Annotated in this window: 21 protein-coding genes; 11 read left to right on the forward strand and 10 right to left on the reverse strand. The window is 60.2% G+C overall.

Going from position 1 to position 22,064, the window contains the following annotated elements:
* Window positions 1-3 precede the first annotated feature (3 nt).
* Window positions 4-834, reverse strand: a complete 831-nt coding sequence (locus tag FHT84_RS19665; RefSeq protein ID WP_183763579.1) for an oxidoreductase — start codon at window positions 832-834, stop codon at window positions 4-6.
* A 488-nt stretch (window positions 835-1,322) separates the two neighbouring features.
* On the opposite strand from FHT84_RS19665, the gene FHT84_RS19670 reads away from it, so the two are divergent.
* The gene (locus FHT84_RS19670; RefSeq protein WP_246698562.1) at window positions 1,323-2,321 is read left to right on the forward strand and encodes an acyltransferase; all 999 of its coding nucleotides are present in this window, start codon (window positions 1,323-1,325) and stop codon (window positions 2,319-2,321) included.
* Window positions 2,322-2,355: 34 nt separating this feature from the next.
* On the opposite strand, the gene FHT84_RS19675 is transcribed toward FHT84_RS19670, so the two are convergent.
* Together FHT84_RS19675 and FHT84_RS19680 are read right to left on the reverse strand one after the other, a co-directional pair.
* The gene (locus tag FHT84_RS19675; RefSeq protein ID WP_246781524.1) at window positions 2,356-3,429 is read right to left on the reverse strand and encodes an alpha/beta fold hydrolase; all 1,074 of its coding nucleotides are present in this window, start codon (window positions 3,427-3,429) and stop codon (window positions 2,356-2,358) included.
* Window positions 3,430-3,765: 336 nt separating this feature from the next.
* The gene (locus FHT84_RS19680) at window positions 3,766-4,590 is read right to left on the reverse strand and encodes a class I SAM-dependent methyltransferase (RefSeq protein WP_246698561.1); all 825 of its coding nucleotides are present in this window, start codon (window positions 4,588-4,590) and stop codon (window positions 3,766-3,768) included.
* A gap of 266 nt (window positions 4,591-4,856) precedes the next feature.
* Here FHT84_RS19680 and FHT84_RS19685 point away from each other — a divergent pair, with 266 nt between their 5' ends.
* Window positions 4,857-6,479 (forward strand): ABC-F family ATP-binding cassette domain-containing protein, encoded by a 1,623-nt coding sequence (locus tag FHT84_RS19685; protein WP_183763581.1) that lies wholly within the window; start codon window positions 4,857-4,859, stop codon window positions 6,477-6,479.
* A gap of 18 nt (window positions 6,480-6,497) precedes the next feature.
* On the opposite strand, the gene FHT84_RS19690 is transcribed toward FHT84_RS19685, so the two are convergent.
* The 4 genes from FHT84_RS19690 to FHT84_RS19705 are packed head-to-tail and all read right to left on the reverse strand — an operon-like array spanning window position 6,498 to window position 10,687.
* Complete coding sequence (locus tag FHT84_RS19690; protein WP_183763583.1) at window positions 6,498-7,511, reverse strand: OmpA family protein; 1,014 nt, start codon at window positions 7,509-7,511, stop codon at window positions 6,498-6,500.
* Window positions 7,505-8,443, reverse strand: a complete 939-nt coding sequence (locus FHT84_RS19695) for a hypothetical protein (protein ID WP_183763586.1) — start codon at window positions 8,441-8,443, stop codon at window positions 7,505-7,507. Before FHT84_RS19695 ends, FHT84_RS19690 begins: the two co-directional genes overlap by 7 nt.
* The gene (locus FHT84_RS19700) at window positions 8,443-9,261 is read right to left on the reverse strand and encodes a hypothetical protein (protein WP_112341020.1); all 819 of its coding nucleotides are present in this window, start codon (window positions 9,259-9,261) and stop codon (window positions 8,443-8,445) included. Before FHT84_RS19700 ends, FHT84_RS19695 begins: the two co-directional genes overlap by 1 nt.
* Window positions 9,239-10,687 (reverse strand): hypothetical protein, encoded by a 1,449-nt coding sequence (locus FHT84_RS19705; RefSeq protein WP_183763589.1) that lies wholly within the window; start codon window positions 10,685-10,687, stop codon window positions 9,239-9,241. The genes FHT84_RS19700 and FHT84_RS19705 overlap by 23 nt, the downstream gene beginning before the upstream one ends.
* A gap of 473 nt (window positions 10,688-11,160) precedes the next feature.
* Between FHT84_RS19705 and FHT84_RS19710 the strand changes: the two genes are divergently transcribed.
* From FHT84_RS19710 to FHT84_RS19735, 6 genes are all read left to right on the forward strand, one after another.
* The gene (locus FHT84_RS19710) at window positions 11,161-12,177 is read left to right on the forward strand and encodes a 2-dehydropantoate 2-reductase (RefSeq protein ID WP_183763592.1); all 1,017 of its coding nucleotides are present in this window, start codon (window positions 11,161-11,163) and stop codon (window positions 12,175-12,177) included.
* 180 nt (window positions 12,178-12,357) lie between these two features.
* On the forward strand, window positions 12,358-12,585 hold the full coding sequence (locus tag FHT84_RS19715) for a hypothetical protein (protein WP_183768570.1): 228 nt from the start codon (window positions 12,358-12,360) through the stop codon (window positions 12,583-12,585).
* Window positions 12,586-12,597: 12 nt separating this feature from the next.
* Complete coding sequence (gene dapA / locus FHT84_RS19720; protein ID WP_183763599.1) at window positions 12,598-13,539, forward strand: 4-hydroxy-tetrahydrodipicolinate synthase; 942 nt, start codon at window positions 12,598-12,600, stop codon at window positions 13,537-13,539.
* Window positions 13,540-13,683: 144 nt separating this feature from the next.
* Entirely contained in the window at window positions 13,684-13,878 is a 195-nt protein-coding gene (locus tag FHT84_RS19725) for a hypothetical protein (RefSeq protein ID WP_162736967.1), read from the forward strand.
* A 34-nt stretch (window positions 13,879-13,912) separates the two neighbouring features.
* Window positions 13,913-14,182 carry a hypothetical protein gene (locus FHT84_RS19730; RefSeq protein WP_183763602.1) on the forward strand — a complete coding sequence of 90 codons (270 nt, stop codon included), beginning with the start codon at window positions 13,913-13,915 and terminating at the stop codon, window positions 14,180-14,182.
* 95 nt (window positions 14,183-14,277) lie between these two features.
* Window positions 14,278-14,607, forward strand: a complete 330-nt coding sequence (locus tag FHT84_RS19735; protein ID WP_183763604.1) for a DUF1883 domain-containing protein — start codon at window positions 14,278-14,280, stop codon at window positions 14,605-14,607.
* A gap of 107 nt (window positions 14,608-14,714) precedes the next feature.
* On the opposite strand, the gene FHT84_RS19740 is transcribed toward FHT84_RS19735, so the two are convergent.
* Window positions 14,715-16,031, reverse strand: a complete 1,317-nt coding sequence (locus tag FHT84_RS19740) for a replication-associated recombination protein A (protein ID WP_112341028.1) — start codon at window positions 16,029-16,031, stop codon at window positions 14,715-14,717.
* On the reverse strand, window positions 16,028-17,431 hold the full coding sequence (locus tag FHT84_RS19745) for a DegQ family serine endoprotease (RefSeq protein ID WP_183763606.1): 1,404 nt from the start codon (window positions 17,429-17,431) through the stop codon (window positions 16,028-16,030). Before FHT84_RS19745 ends, FHT84_RS19740 begins: the two co-directional genes overlap by 4 nt.
* Window positions 17,432-17,605: 174 nt before the next feature.
* Between FHT84_RS19745 and FHT84_RS19750 the strand changes: the two genes are divergently transcribed.
* Window positions 17,606-17,953 carry a hypothetical protein gene (locus FHT84_RS19750; protein WP_183763609.1) on the forward strand — a complete coding sequence of 116 codons (348 nt, stop codon included), beginning with the start codon at window positions 17,606-17,608 and terminating at the stop codon, window positions 17,951-17,953.
* Window positions 17,954-18,163: 210 nt separating this feature from the next.
* Here FHT84_RS19750 and ilvD read toward each other — a convergent pair whose 3' ends face one another.
* Window positions 18,164-20,002 carry a dihydroxy-acid dehydratase gene (ilvD, locus tag FHT84_RS19755; protein WP_183763612.1) on the reverse strand — a complete coding sequence of 613 codons (1,839 nt, stop codon included), beginning with the start codon at window positions 20,000-20,002 and terminating at the stop codon, window positions 18,164-18,166.
* 337 nt (window positions 20,003-20,339) lie between these two features.
* Here ilvD and msrP point away from each other — a divergent pair, with 337 nt between their 5' ends.
* The gene (msrP, locus tag FHT84_RS19760; protein WP_183763614.1) at window positions 20,340-21,293 is read left to right on the forward strand and encodes a protein-methionine-sulfoxide reductase catalytic subunit MsrP; all 954 of its coding nucleotides are present in this window, start codon (window positions 20,340-20,342) and stop codon (window positions 21,291-21,293) included.
* The gene (gene msrQ / locus FHT84_RS19765; RefSeq protein WP_183763632.1) at window positions 21,290-21,946 is read left to right on the forward strand and encodes a protein-methionine-sulfoxide reductase heme-binding subunit MsrQ; all 657 of its coding nucleotides are present in this window, start codon (window positions 21,290-21,292) and stop codon (window positions 21,944-21,946) included. The genes msrP and msrQ overlap by 4 nt, the downstream gene beginning before the upstream one ends.
* Window positions 21,947-22,064 lie beyond the last annotated feature (118 nt).

Below are 22,064 nucleotides of genomic sequence, written 5' to 3' on the forward strand. Positions count from 1 at the left end.
ATGTTAGCGCATCTGGCTCATGATGATGCGATCAAACATCCGATCACCGAGCCATTTGCGGATCGCAATCATCGGCTTGGCATATTTGCCGGCGACATAGCGCGTCCGCGGCCTTCTCGCATGCACGGCAGCCGAGACGACATCCGCGATCACTTTCGAATCCGTGCCGCGCCCATGGCCATAGGTCGCCCTCGTGGTCTTGGCGACGGCTTGCGAGACCTTGGCATAGGGACCTGCCCCGGAGCGCTTCACAAGGCCGTCGGCGACCACATCGCCAAATCCTGTCTCGATCAGGCCTGGTTCGATGACAACGACATCGATGCCGAACGGGGCCAGTTCCAGCCGCAGGCTATCCGACCAGCCCTCGAGCGCATGCTTTGTGGCATGGTACCACGCACCGAGCAACGTATAGATCTTGCCGCCCATCGAGGTGATGTTGACGATGGTGCCGGAGCCCCTCTGGCGCATCGCGGGCAAGAGAAGCTGGGTCAAGCGCGCCGGGCCGAAGACATTGACTTCGAACTGATATCTCGCCTCGTCCATGGCGATGTCTTCGACTGGTCCATACAGTCCGAAGCCTGCATTGTTGACAAGGACATCGACGCCGCCGCTTTCTGCGAGAATGATCCCAACGGCCGCCTTGATCTCGTCGTCGTCCGACACGTCCATCTGCAGGGCACGTGCACCAAGGCGTTCGAGATCCAGCATCTTGTCGATGCTGCGCGCCGCCACATAGACCCTGAAGCCATCGCTGATGAGGCGCTTGGCGATTTCCTTGCCCATGCCGGAGGATGCGCCGGTCACCAGCGCTGTTTTCTTGCGTGTATTGCTCATATCTGCCTCTCTGTTCGCAAGATCACAAATAGAAGCTCGCTGGCGGCAGATCATTGGCGGAACATGCCATCACTGTTGCGGATTACGCCAATCGTCAAATGGACGCAAAAGGAACAAGCAGCCGCCGTTCCAAGCTCATCACTGAAAGCCCAAGCGGGCCAACCCTATTGCGGCCGAAACATGTAATTCAGTGATCGGGCTGCCTGAATGGGTGGACAAAGGCCGACGGAATCGTCAACCGATAGGCCAACCACATGAAGGCCTCCGAATTCATCGCAGTAGGCCCTCCGCATCCCAAATGCCCGATTTCGGTCACGAAACCGGCGGGAAATCATCCATTTTCATTGGAAGTGTTGCTGCCAGCAACATTCGGTCCGCCGGCCCTCCAAATCATTCTGCGTGAGTGTCCGGCCTTTCGACTCATTCCCTATCGCTCCATCGGTCCGCAAGGTCCCGGCGATGGCATTTCAGTCGCGCGAGGCACCGCTTTGAAAACCGGCAGCGATATCACGAGCATTCAATATCTGCGGGCCATCGCCGCAATTTCCGTTCTTTGCTTCCATGTCTGCGAAACATACGGCCTGGACTTCAAGAGTGGTGCGGCGGGTGTCGACATATTCTTCGTCATCAGCGGCTTCATCATGTGGGTCACGACCGACGGACGATCGCTCGGTCCGCAGGAATTCATGTGGCGCCGGCTCATCAGGATCGTGCCGCTCTACTGGATTGCGACGGCGGCAACCTTCATCGTCGCCGTGCTGAAGCCGCAATTCTTCTTCGACGCGAATTCAAGCATGGAGAACTTGATCGGCTCGCTGTTCTTCGTGCCCCTCATGAAGGACGAAGCGCTGCACCCGGTTGTCGAGCAGGGATGGACCTTGTCCTACGAGATGTTCTTCTATCTCATCTTTTCGATTTCACTGCTTCTGCCGGAATTCAGGCGGCTATGGCTCCTGATGGCAGCCTTCGTGACCATCGTGATTGCGCACTACCTGCTGCCTCTCGGCTACTTCAGTGTTTTCACACAACCGGTCATTCTGGAATTTGCTGCCGGCATCATCATCGGGCACCTGTGGAAACAGGGCTTTCGGCTGCCTTTTTCCGCCGCTATCGGCTTGATGATCGTCGCAGTCGCGTTGCTTGTGGCGAGTGACCCGCTGATCCACTTGGAACGGGCTATCCGCTGGGGCATACCGGCAGTGTTGCTGTTGTCAGGCGCTGTTTTCGCGGAACGGGAACGAGGCGTGCCGCGGCTGGCATTCCTACATTTCCTGGGAGATGCGTCCTATTCCATTTACGTTTGGCATGTGCTGATGGGTGTCCTGGCAACGGCGCTGCTGTTGCGTATCGGGGTGCCTCACGGCACGCAGCCCGTGTTCATTGCATTGGGTTCGCTCGCCTTCACGATCGTTTGCTACCTGTTCATAGAACGGCCGATCCTCCGGAAAACGCGATCCGCACGTCCGCGGCCGGCATATCGGGGCTGACGCATAAGGGACGAGGTCGCTCGCTCGAAGAATGCTACCGCTGCGTTCCTGGCGCTTTAGACGTTCCCGCGACGACCGGGCAGGATTGTGGAATTGGTCGATCGAACAAGACAGAAATACTGCAATCGGATGTGAACATCGCCTCGTCGTCATGCCCCACGCCGGGCACCTCGACGACCTTCTGATCGAGTTCGGACGGATGCCGCTTTTTCATATAGTCGAAGTAGGTCAGCCCGCGTGCGAGCCGGTATGGTCCTTGCGCCATTGCCCCGCAGGAGCGATCGATGAAATGGGTGTAGGGGTTCGTGTCCGTCTCCCCCAGCAAGTAAACGACATTACGCGCGGCATATCTCGTTTCGAGCAGCTTAGGGTCCTGCGAGGACACATATGGCGGCGCGCCGGCAAGCCCGTAACGCCATTGCGTTGCCTTCGGGCATGAGGCCAATGCCGCCTGCTGATCCGGCAACGCCGGTCGCTCATTGTCGAAATAGAGGTAACTCGACGGATTGGCGACGAGGTAGCGGACGGAGATGCCGGCACTCGCCAGGCTTTCCGCTTCGCGCCCGACCACCGCATAGCGCTGGACCAATTGCGCTCCCGCCGAGTGCCCCATCACGACGATAGTCTTCAGCGATGGATACAGGCGACGATCACTGAAATGCCCAAGCAAGGCATCGAGCGTGGCGAAGGAACTGATCGGCGCCGGCTGGCGCGCGGCTTCTCCGCCCTTCCACCCGTTTTGCGTCCAGGCCAGGGTCTGCGCGGACAGCGAGAATGCCTTGACATCCGGCCTGATCAGGAACTGCGGCGCGACAACCATCGTCCCCTTCGCCACATCGCCCGCCTTCGCCAGCAGCTTCTCCCCGGTCGCATAATAGGCATCGGCGTTTCTAAGCGTACCGTGGATCACGACCAGCACCGTCGTCACCTCGGGTGCAGCCGTGTCGATCGCATGATCGGCGTAGACGGGCAGCTCCCCCTTCCCGTCCGGCGTGTCGATGAACACGCGCTGGTCCGCGATCTGCTTGACCGGCTGATGGAGCTTTGCATGGCGGGAGATTGCGTTTGCAGACCACGCTTCGGATGATCCGGTGGTGGCGATCAGCATCACACTAAGCAATAGAATTGCGATATCTCGTGAGATACTCATAGGCAAGCTTTGCTGAAAGCGGACGGAAAACGCGGGCATGGCTGAATTCCTCGTTTCTGTTTGAGGAGCCAGCAATTCGCCAGATATAATCAAGCGCCAGCTGATCTTTCACGGTCCCGTCTGAATAAACGTCACAACAGACTGGAATCCGTCGCATCGCTGAGAAATTTCATATCCATTGCGTTGAGCCAGCTGTAGGAACATGCCGCCGGCAGCGACGATTTTTCATTGCACAGGAACCTTCCCGGTATTGCCATCGGGCGTCGGCACTCCCCGCTTCGACGACACGTCAACCTATGCGAACGAAAGAACGCTGTGATCGCCGACCGTCGCGTAACGCCAGTGTCCAGAGTGAATCTCATTCGGCAAAGTCCGATCCAAGAAGCTGCGCAATCTTGTCAGTGTCTCCGGCTGTTCGGAAAAAGTGGTCAGAAAAAGCTTGTTCTGAAAGATCAGAAACGGCGCCAGCCGCCGATTGGCAATCTGCATATATCGATAGAATCCCTCAGTCACTGTCGGCCAATGCACACCGAGAAAATCGTCGAGCAATATGATGCCGCCGGGAACGAGCAGCTCCTGGGCGATCTCCATGTCATTCATGACGTGTGCGACTGTATGGCCTCCATCGACGGACATCAGGCGCACCCCGGTCACACCCAGTCGCTCACGCGCGGTCGCCGGTGTCAACGACATGCTGTCGGCCGAGATCGCCGTTACACGGGAGATATAGTCGGGAAAAAGCTCCTGCAGGTGCTGATTGAATATGGCCAGCGATCCCTTACCGCTGTGATCGAGATTCTTCTGCTGATCCTCGAACAGATCAACCGCAATACAGCGTTCGTTGTCCCGTGATGCGGCAGAGAGCAGGAAGAACAGTTTGCCGTGATGGACGCCAATCTCCAGGATGTCGCCTTCTATCTTGCGTGTATCGTGCAGCTCGCGAACAAATTTCAGGATGTGCGGGATTCTGTCACCAACCCATCCCTGAACTTCACTCCATGAGCGCCTTAGAGCCGCATCCAGGACATCGACCTCGCTTGCTTCCGCAACCATTTGCATATGTGCCCCCTTATCGCACCCGAACTGCAGACCAACTGGTGCCTCGATAAAGGCGCCCATCGTTCGGTTTCCCCGCATCCCGCCTCCAACCAGACACGACACCGGCGGGCACAATATCCGCGTGGCTCAATGGGGACGCCAGCCTGAAACCGCCCGATCTGTACGAATTGGGGCGCTCGCAACATATCTTCGAAAGAAGTGCGGCTGCTCTGAATCCATCGGTCCGGCAGCAAAACCATGGAGCTTGCGCCAAGTGCCAAAAGCTGCGAGAGAGCGCACGACCCTTGGCATAAGGCGCCAAGACTTTCTTCGGGCCTCGCGTAATCATGATTCGTATCGAGAATATCAGCAAGCAGAACAGTCATCGCATCCTCTTCATCGAGGCGTCCGCTGCGCTCAACAGGGGCGAGAGCGTCGGTCTTGTGGGGCCGAACGGCGCCGGCAAGACGACGCTTTTCCGGATGATCACGGGGCAGGAGCAACCCGATGAGGGGCAGGTTTCGGTCGATAAGGGCGTTACCATCGGCTACTTCAATCAGGATGTCGGCGAGATGGAGGGGCGCAGTGCCGTGGCGGAAGTCATGGAAGGCGCCGGGCCGGTCAGCGCGGTTGCCGCCGAGCTTCGCGAGCTGGAAGCCGCGATGAGCGATCCGGACCAGGCGGACAGGATGGATGAGATCATCGAGCGCTATGGCGAGGTGCAGGCGCGCTATGAAGAGCTCGATGGCTACGCTCTTGAGGGCCGCGCCCGCGAGGTGCTTGATGGCCTGAGCTTCAGCCAGGAGATGATGGACGGCGATGTCGGCGCGCTGTCTGGCGGCTGGAAGATGCGCGTGGCGCTCGCCCGCATCCTCTTGATGCGCCCCGACGTCATGCTGCTCGACGAGCCGAGCAACCATCTCGATCTCGAAAGCCTGATCTGGCTCGAATCCTTCCTTAAGGGCTATGAGGGCGCACTCCTGATGACCTCGCACGACCGCGAGTTCATGAACCGCATCGTCAGCAAGATCATCGAAATCGATGCCGGCAACCTGACCAGCTATTCGGGCGACTACGAGTTCTACGAGCAGCAGCGTGCCCAGAACGAGAAACAGCAGCAGGCGCAGTTCGAGCGCCAGCAGGCGATGCTTGCCAAGGAAATCAAGTTTATCGAGCGCTTCAAGGCACGCGCTTCGCATGCTTCGCAGGTGCAGAGCCGCGTGAAGAAGCTGGAAAAGATCGATCGTGTCGAGCCGCCGAAGCGCCGCCAGACCGTCGCCTTCGAATTCCAGCCGGCGCCGCGCTCGGGCGAAGACGTGGCCGTATTGAAGAACGTCCACAAGAAGTATGGCAGCCGCACCATCTATGAAGGGCTGGATTTCATGGTGCGGCGCCGCGAGCGCTGGTGCATCATGGGCATCAATGGCGCCGGTAAATCCACACTCCTGAAGCTGGTTGCCGGCTCGGCGCAGCCTGATGAAGGCAGCGTTGCACTCGGCGCCAGTGTGAAAATGGGATATTTTGCCCAGCACGCCATGGATCTGCTCGATGGAGAGCGCACCGTATTCCAGCAGCTCGAACATGATTTTCCGCAGGCCGGTCAGGGCTCGCTACGCGCGCTCGCCGGCTGCTTCGGCTTTTCCGGCGACGACGTGGAAAAGAAATGCCGCGTGCTGTCGGGCGGCGAGAAGGCTCGGCTCGTCATGGCGATCATGCTCTTCGATCCGCCGAACCTGCTGGTGCTGGACGAGCCGACCAACCATCTCGATCTCGACACCAAGGAAATGCTGATCGAGGCGCTGTCGCAATATGAGGGCACGATGCTGTTCGTCTCGCACGACCGGCATTTCCTGGCCGCACTTTCCAACCGCGTGCTGGAACTGACGCCGGAAGGCATCCACCAATATACCGGCGGCTACACGGAATATGTGGAGCGCACCGGGTATGAAGCGCCGGGATTGCGGAGCTGATGGTCATGCCGCTCCGCATTATTGCGTGTCGGTGGAGGGTGCAGCACCGGCATTGATCACGGCAACGGGCGCCGCCCTGCCCCGCACGCGGATTTCGATGCGGCGGCGCGTTTCGACGGCGCCACGCTGGCCCGAGGTGACGGTGTCGCCGGGCAGGATCAGCTGTGCGGCAGACATCGGCAGGATGGTGGCATCTTTCAGCTTGGGATTGGCCTTAAGCACATTGGCGACGGCAATGGCGCGGGCAAGGCCAAGCCCGGCATTGTCGGCGGGTAGCAATGCCGATACCGGCAGCTTGCCGTCCATCGCGCCGATGATCGTATCATCGAGATTGGATTTTTCCCGCGCCAATGGCTGTTCGTCCGTATGGCCGATGACCTCGACGATATTGGCGCCGTAGAGGCTCAGATTGCTGGCGATTTCGTCCGTGATCGTCGTGCTGAGCAGCTGTGAAAAGGTGCCCGTAAGCTCGGCGCTTCCCGACTGGAAATAGTTCTTCTTGGCGTCGTCAAGATTGATGATAGGCGGCCAGTCGTGCATGCCCTTCCCGCCTCCGTTTCCAGCCAGAAGCCTGTTGATCTCATCGGGCGCCGCCTTTAGCGAGACGTCATGTTCTTTCAGAACGGCGGCTACCTTGGAAAGCGATTGCAGATCAGCCGTCGTCGCGCCCTGATCCGCCATGCTGTCGAGTGCCTCTTTCGCCAGCACCAGCTCTCGCCATTGCTTGTCCACCACGGCCTTGTCGGCAGCGGAGAGATCGCCGGAGACGACCTTGGACTGGAGAAGCACGATCTCGGCCGCCTGCTCGGCGCGCTTCTTCTCCAGCAAGGCCACCTGCTGTTCAGCCTTTTCAAGCTTGCGCTCGACCTCATAGCGCTTGTTTCTCTCCGACGAAATCAAGGCGGCGGCCACGAGCAACAGGCAGAAAACCAGAAGCAGCATGGATTCGGCCATCGTCAGGCCAAGGATCAGGCCACGATTATAGCCCTTGTGCTCCAGTTTCGGCGTGCTGTCCGGGCCTCCTGCTACCATAGATGCCACCAGCGTTTTCGCGGCACGGCCTCGGGCTCCGCAGCGATGTCGCCATCGGCCATTGGTTTCGGCAGTGGTGCCTGCCCCATCGCTTCGGCCACGCGACCGAGCGCGAGCTCGATATTGCGCAGCGGCTGCAACTGCGCCTCCGACATCTCCTTGATGGCGGCAATCGCCGGCGCCAACTCGGCGCGCACGACATCCTCCGGCGCGCGGATCTCATCCAGCTTCTTGCCGACATTTTCGACGGCGGTGCCGAAGGTCCCGATGATCTCGGACAGCTGCGAGGTCGTCGCCGTCAGCTGTGCGGCCGCGTCGTTGATTGGCGTCACCGCCTGCTTTGCCAGCATTTCCAAGATCTTGTTGATCTCCTGACCGTTGCGTTCGGCCTGCCGTGCGATCTCCTCGAACCCTTCCGACAGCATCTGGTTGCTGACGCGCCGGTAGTGTGAGAATTCGCGCGAGGAGGAGTCGAGTTCAGTGCGCACGCGCCGCGTCATCTCGGCAAGCTCGTGGCGGACGCTGCGCTCGATATCGATCGGGTCGCGCCGCATCTGGTTGAAGAGGATGCGCAGCGTCACGCCGGCAATGGTCGAGGTGACGGCGATGCCGAAGTTGCGGACGATGGTCTCGATCGATGTTTCACCGGCGAAGAGATAGAGCGATACGCCGAGGCTCGATAGCGTGAAGAGAAAACCCATGTAATAGAGGTTGTCGCCCGCCTGCTCGTTGTGCAGCCGGAATCCGGCAACGGCCAGCGATACGATGAAGTAGATCCCCATCAACACCAGCGGCACACCCGTCACGATGGGCAGTGACCAGCCCATGAGCTTCGACGACCAGATGAAGATCATGCCGCCGATGGTGATGGAGGCGAACAGCACCATCGGCCCATAATCCCGGATGAGATATCTGGCGTCGGTATTGGCCATCAGCGTATCCCCTCCAACCGCACGAAGCCGCCGAAATCACCGTTGCTGTTCTTGATCCATTGCGCCCAGAAATTCGCAAGATCCTCCATGCTGAACTTCATGTTGGGCCTTTGAAAGGCAAGGATCTTGACCGTGGCGCCATTCAATGAGGTGCGAAACTGGTCGTTTGCTGGGCTGTGCTGGTATTTCTGGTAGGAGACGCCGTCCCGGTAGTTCGAGAAGGCGGCCGTGTGCTCGATCATGTCGGAAGCGATGTAGAGGCGCTTCGGCAAGCCGACCGGTGCATTGGCAAAGACCTCGAGATTGATCTTCTGGATGGCGGCCATGATCGGCGACAGCCTGCCGGACTCGCCCGCGGTCAGCTTGCCGGCGATATCGGCGAGCGGCTTCTGAAAACCCTTTTCCCATCGCGCCTGCGCCAGGCGCGGGTTGCTGGTCCATTCGTCGACGCTCGCGCCGCTTCCGGGGTTGCAGCCGTGGAAGGTCTGAATCAGTTCACCCTCCTTCTCGGTGAGCGCATAGATATCGATCGCGCCGCCGATCGGCACATCCGCAACGATCTTCTGGAACTGGTTGCGCAGATCGAGCGCCGTCGTGTCCGATATCGGATCGGTGACATCGAGCAGAATGGCGGTTTCCGCCTTCGGGCCGTCCACAGGGCAGAGCGACGCCTGGTCGATGGCGACATTGCCGCTCGCCTTGTAGCGCAGCCAGCCATAGGCCCCGACGATCCCGAGGGACAGGACGGCGAGACAAACCGTTGCGATGATGAGACCGGCGGATCCGCCGCGCCGGCTACGCCGCTTGCGTCGAGCCAAGGATGCTCTCCGGGAATAGATTATCGAGTTGGTGGTATTTTTCGATGGCGCGCTCGAATTCATCGCCGATCCGCTTGATCTGCTCCGAAAGCTCCGTCTGCGCACCCTGGATGCGCGAGCCCAGCACCTTGTCGTCCCATTCCTCTTCGCTGCGGATGACAGGTGTCAGGCGCTCCATCTTGTAGGCGGCATTGAAGTAGGATGGCTCCGGCTCGGTGCGCCCGGCCCGGTTGGCGTCGCGGTAGGAGGTGAGCAGCACATTGGCGGCCCGCTCGAGATGGTTCTGGTGTTCGGCAAAAAGGCCCGCGGTCCTCGCACGATGCGCGATGATGGCAGCCGTTTCCTGCCGGCGCAGCGAGAGGTCGCGGATGATCTCCTCGATCTTGCCGTTGTGCTCGTCGCGGATCTCGCGGAGATCCTCGATCAGATCGAGCTTGCGGTCGATATAATTGTCCCTCGCCGCATCGAGCCGCTTCTGGACGCCGGCGAAGCCCGGATAGGGGTCGGTCAGATAGCAGCCGTCGATGAAGGCGACGAGCGAGAACATCAGGCCGATGGCAAAGAGCATCCAGGAGTTCAGCTCCTGCAGTCCGAGAGGCGCCGTCTTCAGGCGCTGAATCACCTCGGCACCGGCTCCGCTCAGGATCGTCGCTGAGACCTCGCGATAATGTGCCAGCGCGATGTTGATCCCCAGGGCGACGGCGACATAGGCGACGAGACCGAGCAGGCCAAGCAGCTTCAGCGCAAGGGATCGATGCACGAGGAAGCGGACGCAGAAGAAGGAAAACATCAACGCTGTGCCGATGTTCAGGATAGCGAAGGCAGCCGCCTCCGTCACACCGCCAACGATGCCCTGTTCGCTTCCCTTGGCCAGAAAGCTACCGTTCATCACCATTTCGATGAGCACGAGGAAGACGATCAGCGAGACCTTGAAGCCCCATGCCGCACGGCTGGAAACCTTCGCGGCGCGCTGCAGCTTATGCCTGGCCTTGAAGCCCACCATTTCATCCTCGGCCGTCTTCAGTTTGCGGCGCAGGCCGTGAAGCTCGTCGACGCCGCTTGCCACCTCCGCCTTGAAATCGGAGACACTGGAAGCGTTTGCCTGGCGGATCAGCCCGAATTGTCCTTCGAAATCGAGGTTGCGCAAGCGGCTGTCGAAGGTCTGGAACTGGTCTTCGAGGATCTGGTAGGAACTCTTCTTCTCCGCTTCGACCCAGGCGACGATGCGCTGCTCCGTCTCGTCAAGCGACTGGGCATCCGGCGGCGGCCGGTTCTGGCGCCCGGCGGCAGCGCCCTTCTCCTTCAGGTCGAGGGTCGCACTCAGCTTTTCGATATCCACGACGGGAAACACATCCGTCGAGGCACGGAAATCATGGCTGGTCTCCCGAACGCTGTCCCAGAGACGGTTGAGGGCTTCGAAACGCAACGATCTTCCCCGGCGAATTCATCAACTTAGAAAGGACAATTGAGAAATCGATATCGCACCGGTTGTCCTTGGTCCAGAGCGATCTAGCGGAGGTTAGGATGCGATTGTGGTAAAGACTAGCCCGAGCGCGTGATGATCGGAAAACACTCATGCTGATCGCGGCAATCATCCATTCGAACCAGGCTTCCAGAAGCCGGCGCGTTGCAGCCCTTCGCGATAGATATTGCGCTGCCATTGCTCCTTAAACGGCACGACGGAAATCCAGCGATCGATGCCGGCAGAAAAGCGGTTTCCTTTGCCGGATTGATTTCACTCACGCTCCGGCGAGCATGGTGAAATTTCCATAAGCGTGTAGTTTGGAGGAAGGTTCGGCGATTTTCAGTCTCAATTGCCTGAAGCCTCGAAGACCCTTCGCCAAATCGAAAGCGCGACATATCTTTTCCGAGCACGTGATCTCATTTGGAGCATCAAGCATGACATCCTCTCCCTTCAAGAACATCTGTGTCTACGGCGCCGGCGCGCTGGGTGGCACCATTGCCGCAAAGCTCGCTTCCTCTGCAGGAGCGCAGACGCAGGTCTCCGCCGTCGCACGCGGAGCTCATCTGGAGGCCATTCGCACTGGCGGCATACGCCTCTGGGAAGCCGGCGCGGATAGCCCTCTCGTGGCGCGGATGACGGCAACGGCCGATGCGGGCGAGCTGCCGCCGCAGGATCTCGTCATCACCGGGCTCAAGGGCCATCAGCTCGCTGCAGCTGTCCCCGGAATTGCAAAACTGCTGCATTCGGGCACTCGCGTCGTCATGATCCTCAACGGCGTGCCGTGGTGGTATTTTCACCGGGACAGGCAGAGCGGCCATGCGGAACACCAGATGGAGGAACTCGATCCGAACGGCGATCTCCGGCGCCTGATCGGGCCGGAGCGCGTGATCGGCTGCGTTGCCTATCAGGGAGCGGAAGTCGTCGTCCCCGGCGAGGTCAAGCTCGCCAACAACGGCCATTTCATCCTCGGCGAGCCCTCCGGCGAGACGACCGCAGACATCGAGGCCATCGCGGCACTGCTGCAGAGAGCGGGCGTCAACGTCTCCGTTTCCACACGCATCCGCGACGATATCTGGAGCAAGCTGATGGGCAACGCCGCCTTCAATCCGATCAGCGCGCTGACCAGGGGATTGATGTCCGACATCATGGATGATCCACCGCTGGCAGCCATGGTTGGCGAGGTAATGAGCGAAGTGAAGGCTGTCGCTGAGGCTTTGGGATGCCATATCGCCATGTCGATCGAAGAGCGCCTCGACCGCTCGCGTCAGATCGGCCCTGTGCGCACCTCGATGCTGCAGGATCTGCTTGCCGGCAAGGCGCTGGAAATCACGCCTCTCGTCGGTGTCGTCGTTTCGCTCGGCAAGCTCGCAAATGTGCCGACGCCGGTCTCGGCAACCATCCTGGCGCTGGTGACGCAGCTCGACCAGAAGAACCGGCAGGATTCTGCCTAGCAGGCAGTCGATTATCGCCAACGCCATCTTCCTTTCCGGCGGCGGGCCACGAGCCAGCTGCCGGGGGAAAATCCGGGCTGCCGGCCCTTTATATCTCACTTACTTCTTCGCCTTTCACCTCGAATGGATTTCCTATGGGGGCCGGCGTTACGCTTGCGGTGGAATATGGAGATAGATCCCATGCTCGACACGCACGCGCCCAGTCTTTCGGAATCCATCCGCGTCCTCGTTCATAACAGTGACGAGAAACATCACCGCGTTAAGGTATCGGCCTTGGGCGTAAAAGGCCGGCGCCAGCGCCCGCTTGACAATCATCAGATCCGCGAAAGGCGCACTTTTCAGGCCATGTTCGCCTTCGGTCTGCTTCTCGGCGGCCTGGAGCTTTTCATCGTACTGCATTACCTCTGAGACGCAGCCGACATGAGCAGTCCGACTTTTCAGAGACGCATCGGCGGTGCGATCACCGCGCTTGTTACCCCGTTTCACGATGACGCTTTCGATAGCGTCGCCCTGATGGCGCATGTGGAATGGCAGCTACTGAGCGGCATCGACGGGCTGCTGGTCTGTTCGTTGACCGGCGAAGGCCCGACACTGACAGAAGCCGAGCGCATCCGCGCCATTGAAATCTGCATCGAGCTTTCCGAAGACAAGGTGCCTGTCATTGTTGCAACGGGAACCAACGATACGGCGACGACCATCAAGGAAACCATGCAGGCGCAGCGACTTGGTGCCGATGCCGCCCTCGTGACGGTGCCCTACTATTCCAAGCCGACGCAGAAGGGTGTGCGTCACCATTTCGCGCAACTTGCAGCGCAGACCGAGCTGCCGATCATCGTCCATAATCAACCATCGCATACCGCGATCGACCTCGCGCCGGCAACGGTCGCGCAGCTCGCGGAGATTCCGGGAATCATCGGGATTGCCGACGGCAGTAGCGACATCTCACGCGTCGACCTCTGGCGACCCCTTCTGCCGGAGCGATTCGGCCTGTTTACCTCGAACGATGCCAGCGCACTCGGCTTCAAGGCCGCGGGCGGTCATGGCTGCTTTTCGGGAGCTGCCAATATCGTTCCGCGGCTCTTTCAATCGATGCAGCATTCGGCCGCCTGCGGCAACGTCAGCGCTGCCCTATCCATCGACGAGCGCCTGCAGCCGTTATTCAGCGCGCTGACCCGCGAAAGCGAACCGGCGACGGTCAAGCACGCCTTGTCACTGGCCAGGGATATCAACGCGGATGTCCGCCTGCCCCTGGTCGGCGTCACCAGCGAGACGGCTATGGCCATCCAGACAGCAATCACACCGTTTCAGCTCGACGGAAGCGGCCGGTTTGCCTCGCGCCATGCCTCTCGCCTGGGGTTGTGAGATCGCGCCATCCCTATGAGATTTTTATATTTTTGCCGTTTCAGGCAAATGGAAAACCTAGCAACTCCCTCATAGATTCAACAGCGTAGCACCGGAAATGATCTTATCGGAGCAGCGGTGCCGGTGACACTGAAAGGAACCACGATGTCACGCCATACGCATGCCGGCCTATCCGCCGACCCCCTCCAACGCCCTCGCATGGCCGCCCTCGCAAGAAGCGAGTGGCCCATCTCCTCGGACGCATTGCTGAACGGGCTTCGTTCCGTCGCTCCGCGCCTCGGGCTTGTCCTCCTGATTGCCGGCGCCCTGCAGATGGCGCTGCACCTGACCGGACACTGAGCGAAACCGAAGAGATTCAAGAGGAAACATAGACATGGCAAACGCACAGCATATTCAGCGCCGTTCGGCTCACAGCCCGATTTCGTCGGCTCCGGCCCGCTTCATCATCGGCCGCGACCGCCGCGGCAGCTGGATCGTTCAGGACCGGCAAGGCCTTGTCGGCGGCCTATTCCGCAACGAGGCAGCCGCCCTGCACTTCGCCGCCGAGGAATGCAACCACAATCCGGCCGATATCTGCCTGGCACCCGAAGGCGCTATACTCGATCTTAACGACTTCGCCCCAGCCTCGTCCAATCTGCACTGAACCTACCTCACGCAGGCTTCGCACTATCCCGCCCAACGCTTCCTTAACTCGCCTTCAGTTAAGCTCTCGGCCAGATATCCAACGAGCAGAAAGCCATGTCGAAGCCTGCCTTCCGCTACAGCCATTACGATCTCGGGGAACAGCGCTCCGGAGCGGTGATCGAAATCACCCTCTCGGCCATCGCCAATGTCAGGCTGATGAACGGCTCGAATTTCGAGCGCTTCACGGAGACGCTCAAGCACCAGTTTCTCGGCGGCGTCGCGAAGAAATCACCGATCCGGCTCACCATTCCGGAGCTCGGGCACTGGCATCTCGTCGTCGACATGGAAGGTCACAAGAGCCTGGCGGAATCGAGCGTGAAGATGGTCGATAGGATAACAATGCCGCGAATACAGAAAGCGCCGCAGGATGTCGCCGGCAGGTGATGTCGGCTAGAGTCTTTCCGCCTTTCTTCGAATTGCGAAACGCTCTATCTTTTTGTTTTCACGCAATTCCGGACGGAAAACCGCTTCGCACTTTTCCTGGAATTGCTTTAGCGTTCGCCGCGTTCCTTGCGCAGCTTCGACCACCAGTCCAGCCGCTTGCGGATCTCGCGCTCGAACCCGCGCTCCGGCGGATCGTAGAAGGTCTGGCGACCCATCTTCTCCGGAAAGTAATTCTGGCCTGAAAAGGCATCCGGCTCATCATGATCGTAGCGATAACCGTCGCCATAGCCTTCGGTCCGCATCAGCTTGGTCGGTGCATTGAGGATATGCTTGGGCGGCAGAAGCGAGCCGTTTTGCTTGGCGGCCTGGGTCGCGGCTTTGAAAGCCGTGTAGACGGCATTGGATTTTGGCGCTGTGGCGAGATAGACGCAGGCCTGGGCCAGCGCCAGCTCACCTTCCGGTGACCCCAGATAATCATAGGCGTCCTTGGCGGCATTGCAGATGACAAGCGCCTGCGGATCGGCAAGCCCGATATCCTCCACGGCCATGCGCACCAGCCGACGGCCGAGATAGAGCGGATCCTCGCCGGCATCGAACATGCGGGCGAGATAATAGAGCGCGGCGTCCGGATCGGAGCCTCGGACCGACTTATGCAGCGCCGATATTAGATTATAGTGACCGTCCTGCGCCTTGTCATAGACCGGAGCGCGGCGCTGGACGATCTTGACCAGCATGTCGGGATCGAAAAGCTCGTCCTTGCGCGCGGCGCGCCAGACCTCTTCGGCCAGCGTCAGCACCGAGCGGCCATCGCCATCGGCCATGCGGATCAGGCTGGCGCGGGCATCCTCCGTCAGCGGCAGCGGCTTGCCCTCCACCGTCTCAGCCCGGCGCAGCAATTCTTCCAGGCTTTCCTCATCATGAGAGCGGAACGTCAGCACACGAGCGCGGGAGAGAAGAGCGGCATTGAGTTCGAAAGACGGATTTTCCGTGGTTGCGCCCACTAGAATGACGGTGCCATCTTCCATCACGGGCAGGAAGCTATCCTGCTGGGCGCGATTGAAGCGATGGATCTCGTCGACGAACAGCAGGGTCTGGCGGCCATCCATGCGGCGCAGTCTTGCCGCCTCGAAGACCTTTTTCAGATCGGCGACGCCGGAGAAGATCGCCGAAATCTGCTCGAAGGCGAGACCGGCTTCTCCCGACAGCAGGCGAGCAACCGTCGTCTTGCCGGTGCCGGGCGGCCCCCAGAAGATCATCGATCCCAGCGAGCCCGCTTCGATCATCCGGCGCAATACGCCATCCTCGCCGGTCAGATGTGCCTGACCGGTGACTTCTGCCAGTGTTTGCGGCCGCAGACGGTCGGCGAGAGGCCGCTTGTTGGCGACCTCCTCCGGTATCCGCGGTGCAAACAGGTCATCGCTCATCGGAAGAACTGCCTGATACGCTGGCCGTCACGCTCGATCTCGACGCGCCAGAAGCTTGGGTTTGACATGACGGTCCGCTGAAGAATCTCGGTCGTGTTGATCGCCACGCCATTGATGGAAATGACGATATCACGCGCGGCAAATCCCAGTCGATCGGCCGGCGAGTTCTGCTTCAGGCTTTCGATGACAACGCCCGTGGAATCCGGCGGCAGATGCAGGTCATCGGCAACCCGCGGGGAAAGATTGGCAACGGTTGCGCCGGAGAAGGGATTGTTGCCCTCGATCACCCGCTCATCGCGCGGAATGGATTCCGGTGCTGCGGCAAGCGTCATCGTGGTCTGATGTTCCTTGCCGGTATCGAGCACGGTCAGCGACACGGTCGCGCCGAGACCGGCCGTCGTCAGGCGATAGCCGAGCGCATCCGGATGCTCGATGGAGATATTGTTCAGCGCCGTGATCACTTCTCCCGGCTTGAGACCGGCCTTGGCCGCCGGGCCGCCATCGACCACCTTGGTCACCAGCGCGCCGCGCACCTTGTCCAGGCCAAGCGCTTCGGCGACATCGGATGTCACCGGCTCGAACGTGGCGCCGATATAGGGCCGCTCGAAAGACTTGTCGCCACGATCGGCTGCGGCAAGGAAAACCTTGACCAGGTTGGCTGGAATGGCAAAGCCGATACCATTGGAGCCGCCACCCTGGGAGAAGATCGCCGTATTGAGCCCGATCAGCTCGCCGGTCATGTTGACGAGCGCGCCGCCAGAATTGCCGGGGTTGATCGAGGCATCGGTCTGAATGAAGAAGCCGACCTCGTTCTTGACCTGGTTGCGGGCAAGCGCCGAAACGATACCGCTCGTTACGGTCTGGCCCACACCGAAGGGATTGCCGATCGCGAGCACGAGATCGCCGACCTCGATGCCGTCGGAATTGCCGAGCGGCAGAACCGGGAAAGTCTCGTTCTTCGACTGGATCTTCAAAACGGCGAGATCGACGCGATCGTCCTTCAGCACGACCTTGCAGGGAAATTCGCGGCCATCCGAAAGTGCGATCTTGATATCGTCAGCGCCGTCGACGACGTGGTTATTGGTGATGACGGTACCATTCGCCTCCACGATCACACCCGAGCCAAGCGAAGATTGCTTCTCGGTGCGATTCGGCATGCGCTGTCCGAAGAACTGCTCGAAGAAGGGATCGCCGGCGAAGGGAGACTGGCGCTGCACGACGCGCTCGGCATAGACGTTCACCACGGCACCGGCCGTCTGCTTAACCAGCGGAGCGAAGGAAAGCTGCATCTGCGTCTGGCTTTCCGGCAGCGTCTTTGCCGTTTGAGCCTCAGCGGAAAGCGGCATCGCCATGACGAGAGCAATCATCGAAACGGCAGTGCGCTTCAGGAGGACATGCATGGAAATTTCCCTTTTTAATTCTCTTTAAACAACGTTGTAGCGCCCGACGCTAGAAAGAAAAGAGGGCGGAAGCATGAAGCATAAATGGAGGTTTGCGGCGATAAAAAACAGGCTCGCCGAACAAAAACGTGCTGTCATGCATTTCGCGTTGGGAATCGTCAAAGGGAGCAACATATGCGATCGAACCATCTTGCCGCCGCCACTTTCCTCATCTCATTGGGCATGGCCGGCATCTCCCACGCCGCCAGCTTCGATTGCGAGGCACAGAACCTGAAACCGGACGAGAAGACGATCTGCGACGTGAGGGCCCTCAACGATGCCGACGTAAAGATGGTGACGACCTTCGACCTGCTCTCAGGCCTTCTCGCCATGGGCGCACGCGGCACGATGCAGGACCAGCAGACGGAATGGCTGAAGAAGCGGCAGGCTTGCGGAGCTGACGTGGCTTGCCTGACTACGTCCTATGAGGAGCGCCTGAAGGTGCTGAACGACACCTACAAGCAGATCAATCGGCCGCTGTAAGAGCTTGGTCTGCTGTGATTCAGAGGCTTGCCCCAACAGTCCCCTCGTCCCGCCTGCGGGGAGAGGGCTAGGGTGATGGGCAAGCGCAGCGACAGCCAAACTCCGTCGCTGCGATAAAGCTCGAAAGCCCCTCATCCGTCCTCTCGCGGCCGAGCTATGCTCGACCGTTCGAGTCCACCTTCTCCCCGCTGTGCGGGCGAAGGGGTCTAGTTACTTCCCACCCAGATCGCGAACCGCGCCGCGATCCGCGCTGGTCGCAAACGCGGCATAGGCCTTCAACGCCGTGGTGACGTTGCGCTTGCGCACTTCCGCCGGATGCCAGCCTTTGGCGTTCTGGGCTTCGCGGCGAGCAGCAAGTTCCTTGTCGTCGACGCGCAGGCTGATGGTGCGGTTCGGGATGTCGATGTCGATCATGTCGCCTTCGCGCACCAGGCCGATCGTGCCGCCGTTGGCTGCTTCGGGCGAAACGTGGCCGATCGACAGGCCCGAGGTGCCGCCGGAGAAGCGGCCGTCGGTGATGAGCGCGCAGGCCTTGCCGAGGCCCTTCGACTTCAGATAGCTCGTCGGATAGAGCATTTCCTGCATGCCGGGGCCGCCCTTCGGGCCTTCGTAGCGGATGACGACGACGTCGCCGGCCTTGATCTCATTGCTGAGAATGCCCTTGACGGCAGCATCCTGGCTTTCGAAGACCTTGGCGGGGCCGGAGAACTTCAGGATCGATTCATCGACACCGGCCGTCTTCACGATGCAGCCATCGAGCGCCAGATTGCCCTTGAGGACGGCAAGACCGCCATCCTTGGAGAAGGGATGCTCGACGGAGCGGATGACGCCCTTCTCGCGATCGGTATCGAGTTCTTCCCAGCGGGCGTTCTGGCTGAAGGCAACCTGGGTCGGAATGCCGCCGGGAGCCGCGCGGAAGAATTCGCGCACGCTTTCGCTGTTGGTGCGGGTGATGTCCCAGCGATCGATGGCGTCGCCGAGCGTTTCGGCGTGAACCGTCGGGCAATCGCGGTTGATCAGGCCGCCTTTGTCGAGCTCACCGAGGATCGACATGATGCCGCCGGCGCGGTGCACATCTTCCATGTGAACGTCGTTCTTCGCCGGTGCAACCTTGGAGAGGCACGGTACGCGGCGCGAGAGCGCATCGATGTCGGCCATGGTGAAATCGACTTCACCTTCATGCGCAGCGGCAAGAATATGCAGAACCGTGTTCGTCGAGCCACCCATGGCGATATCGAGCGCCATGGCGTTCTCGAAGGCCTTCTTCGATGCAACAGAGCGCGGCAGGATGGATGCATCCTCCTGCTCGTAATAGCGGCGGGCAAGATCGACGATCAGGTGGCCGGCTTCGACGAAGAGGCGCTTGCGGTCGGCATGGGTTGCGAGCGTCGAGCCATTGCCAGGCAGCGACAGGCCGAGCGCCTCGGTCAGGCAGTTCATCGAATTGGCGGTGAACATGCCCGAGCACGAGCCGCAGGTCGGACAGGCGGAGCGCTCGATGACCTGGACATCCTCATCGCTGATCTTGTCGTCGGCAGCGGCAACCATGGCGTCGACCAGATCGAGCGCATGCTTCTTGCCATGCAGGACGACCTTGCCGGCCTCCATCGGGCCGCCGGACACGAAGACCGTCGGAATGTTCAGGCGCAGCGAGGCCATCAGCATGCCGGGGGTGATCTTGTCGCAATTGGAGATGCAGACCATGGCGTCGGCGCAATGGGCGTTGACCATGTATTCGACGCTGTCGGCGATCAGCTCGCGCGACGGCAACGAATAGAGCATGCCATCATGGCCCATGGCGATACCGTCATCGACGGCGATGGTGTTGAATTCCTTGGCAACGCCGCCGGCTGCCTCGATTTCACGCGCCACGAGCTGGCCGAGATCCTTGAGGTGGACGTGGCCGGGCACGAACTGGGTGAAGGAGTTGACCACCGCAATGATAGGCTTGCCGAAATCGCCGTCCTTCATACCCGTCGCACGCCAAAGGCCGCGCGCGCCGGCCATGTTGCGGCCGTGGGTGGTTGTTCTGGAACGATAAGCTGGCATGGTGTCTTCCTCGTCATCCTGGAAATTGTGCGGCGTCGGGCATCGGCCAAGGGTTTCAGGCCAAAGAGCGCCGGCAACTCCGCTTTTTGGAATTGTCCTAATCCAATCGTGCAGTACTGTCACTATCAACTCAAGCGAATCCGGTACGCTGTCGGGCAAGGGCCGCGTCCGGGCAAACAAGTCGCTCGACCAAAGTTGGGAACGAAACGGCCCTATGACAAGCGCACACAAAAAGTTGCTTTCACTTCCAAAGAAATGCCAGCCTAAGAGTGTAACAAAACCCGTGTCCGTTGCGTATCGCTCATATCAAGCTGCTATCGCATAAAGGAATTGTTCCATGGCCGCCTATCGCCCGCCGAAAATCGCATCCTCCGAGATCACACCCCGCTCGATCTATCTGAAGCGGCGCGAGTTCCTGACGGCCGCAGCGGCCGGCATCGGCATGGCGGCAATCGGCGGCAATGCGGCGCTGGCCGAAGCCCTGACGGCGAGCAAGAGCAATTATACGGTCAATGAGAAGCTGACGCCGCTCAAGGACGTCACCACCTACAATAATTTCTACGAATTCGGCCTCGACAAGTCCGATCCGGCCAGCCTCTCGGGCAAGTTCAAGCCGCGCCCCTGGACGGTCAAGGTCGATGGCATGGTCAACAAGCCCGGCACCTTCGACATCGACGCGCTGATCAAGGAATTCCCGCCGGAAGAGCGGGTCTATCGCATGCGCTGCGTCGAAGCCTGGTCGATGGTCATTCCATGGGATGGTTTCCAGCTCTCGGCCTTGCTCGACAAGGTGGAGCCGCAGGGCAGCGCCAAATATGTGGCCTTCGAGACAGTGGTGCGGCCGGAAGAAATGCCGGGGCAATCGGGCCTCCTGCTGCAATCTCTGAACTGGCCCTATGTCGAGGGCCTGCGCCTGGACGAGGCGCGCAATCCGCTGACGCTGCTTGCCGTCGGCCTCTATGGCGAGACCCTGCCGAACCAGAACGGCGCGCCGATCCGCCTCGTCGTGCCGTGGAAATATGGCTTCAAGGGCATCAAGTCGATCGTCCGTATCACGCTCACCGACAAGCAGCCGCTGAACACGTGGCAGGCAACCAACAGCCAGGAATATGGCTTCTACGCCAACGTCAATCCGGCCGTCGATCATCCGCGCTGGAGCCAGGCGACGGAACGGCGCATCGGCGAAGGCGGCTTCTTCGGCTCCAACCGTCACCCCACCCTGCCCTTCAACGGCTATGCCGATCAGGTCGCCCGCCTCTATAGCGGCATGGATCTCAGGGTGAATTTCTGATGGCCCTCTCCTTCGCTCTCCCAAAACGCTGGCAGCCCGCCTCCGTCTGGGCGCTCTACTTTGTCGGGCTTTTACCGGCGGCCTGGGAATTCTATCTCGGCGCGACGGATCAGCTCGGCGCCGATGCGGTGAAGACCTTCGAACTCTTCCTGGGACTGTGGGCGATCCGCTTCCTGCTGCTGACGCTTGCTGTCACACCGCTTCGCGATCTCTTCGGCTGGAACTATTTGCGCTATCGCCGCGCGCTAGGCCTGCTTTGCTTCTACTACGCGCTGATGCATTTGACGGTCTATATGGTTCTAGACCAGGCGCTAGATGTACAGGCCGTCATCGACGACGTATTGAAGCGGCCCTTCATCATGTTCGGCATGGCCGGTCTCGTCATGCTGCTGGCGCTCGCCGTAACCTCGAACAATTTTTCGATCAAGCATCTCGGCAAGAAATGGATCTGGCTGCATCGCCTCGTCTACATCATCGCCGCCTGCGGTGCCCTGCACTTTGCGCTATCGACCAAGGTGCTATCCGTGGAGCAGTTCATCTATATCGGCCTGCTGATCGCCATGATCCTTTACCGCTCCTATCGGCCGATCATGATGGAAAGGCGACGGGCGGCGCGCAAGCCGGCCGCGGCCTCTAGTTCCAGAGCGGCCTGAGAACGGCCGCTCTACCTTTCAAGCTAGCACTACTTTGGCAGAATTGAATTTGGGGTCATTAGGAACCTGATACGGCAGTGAGGACATCGTTGTGGTGGATGGTGGTTTGAGAGCGCGG

This window comes from Rhizobium sp. BK289, from assembly GCF_014193575.1.
Lineage (GTDB): Bacteria > Pseudomonadota > Alphaproteobacteria > Rhizobiales > Rhizobiaceae > Rhizobium > Rhizobium tropici_C.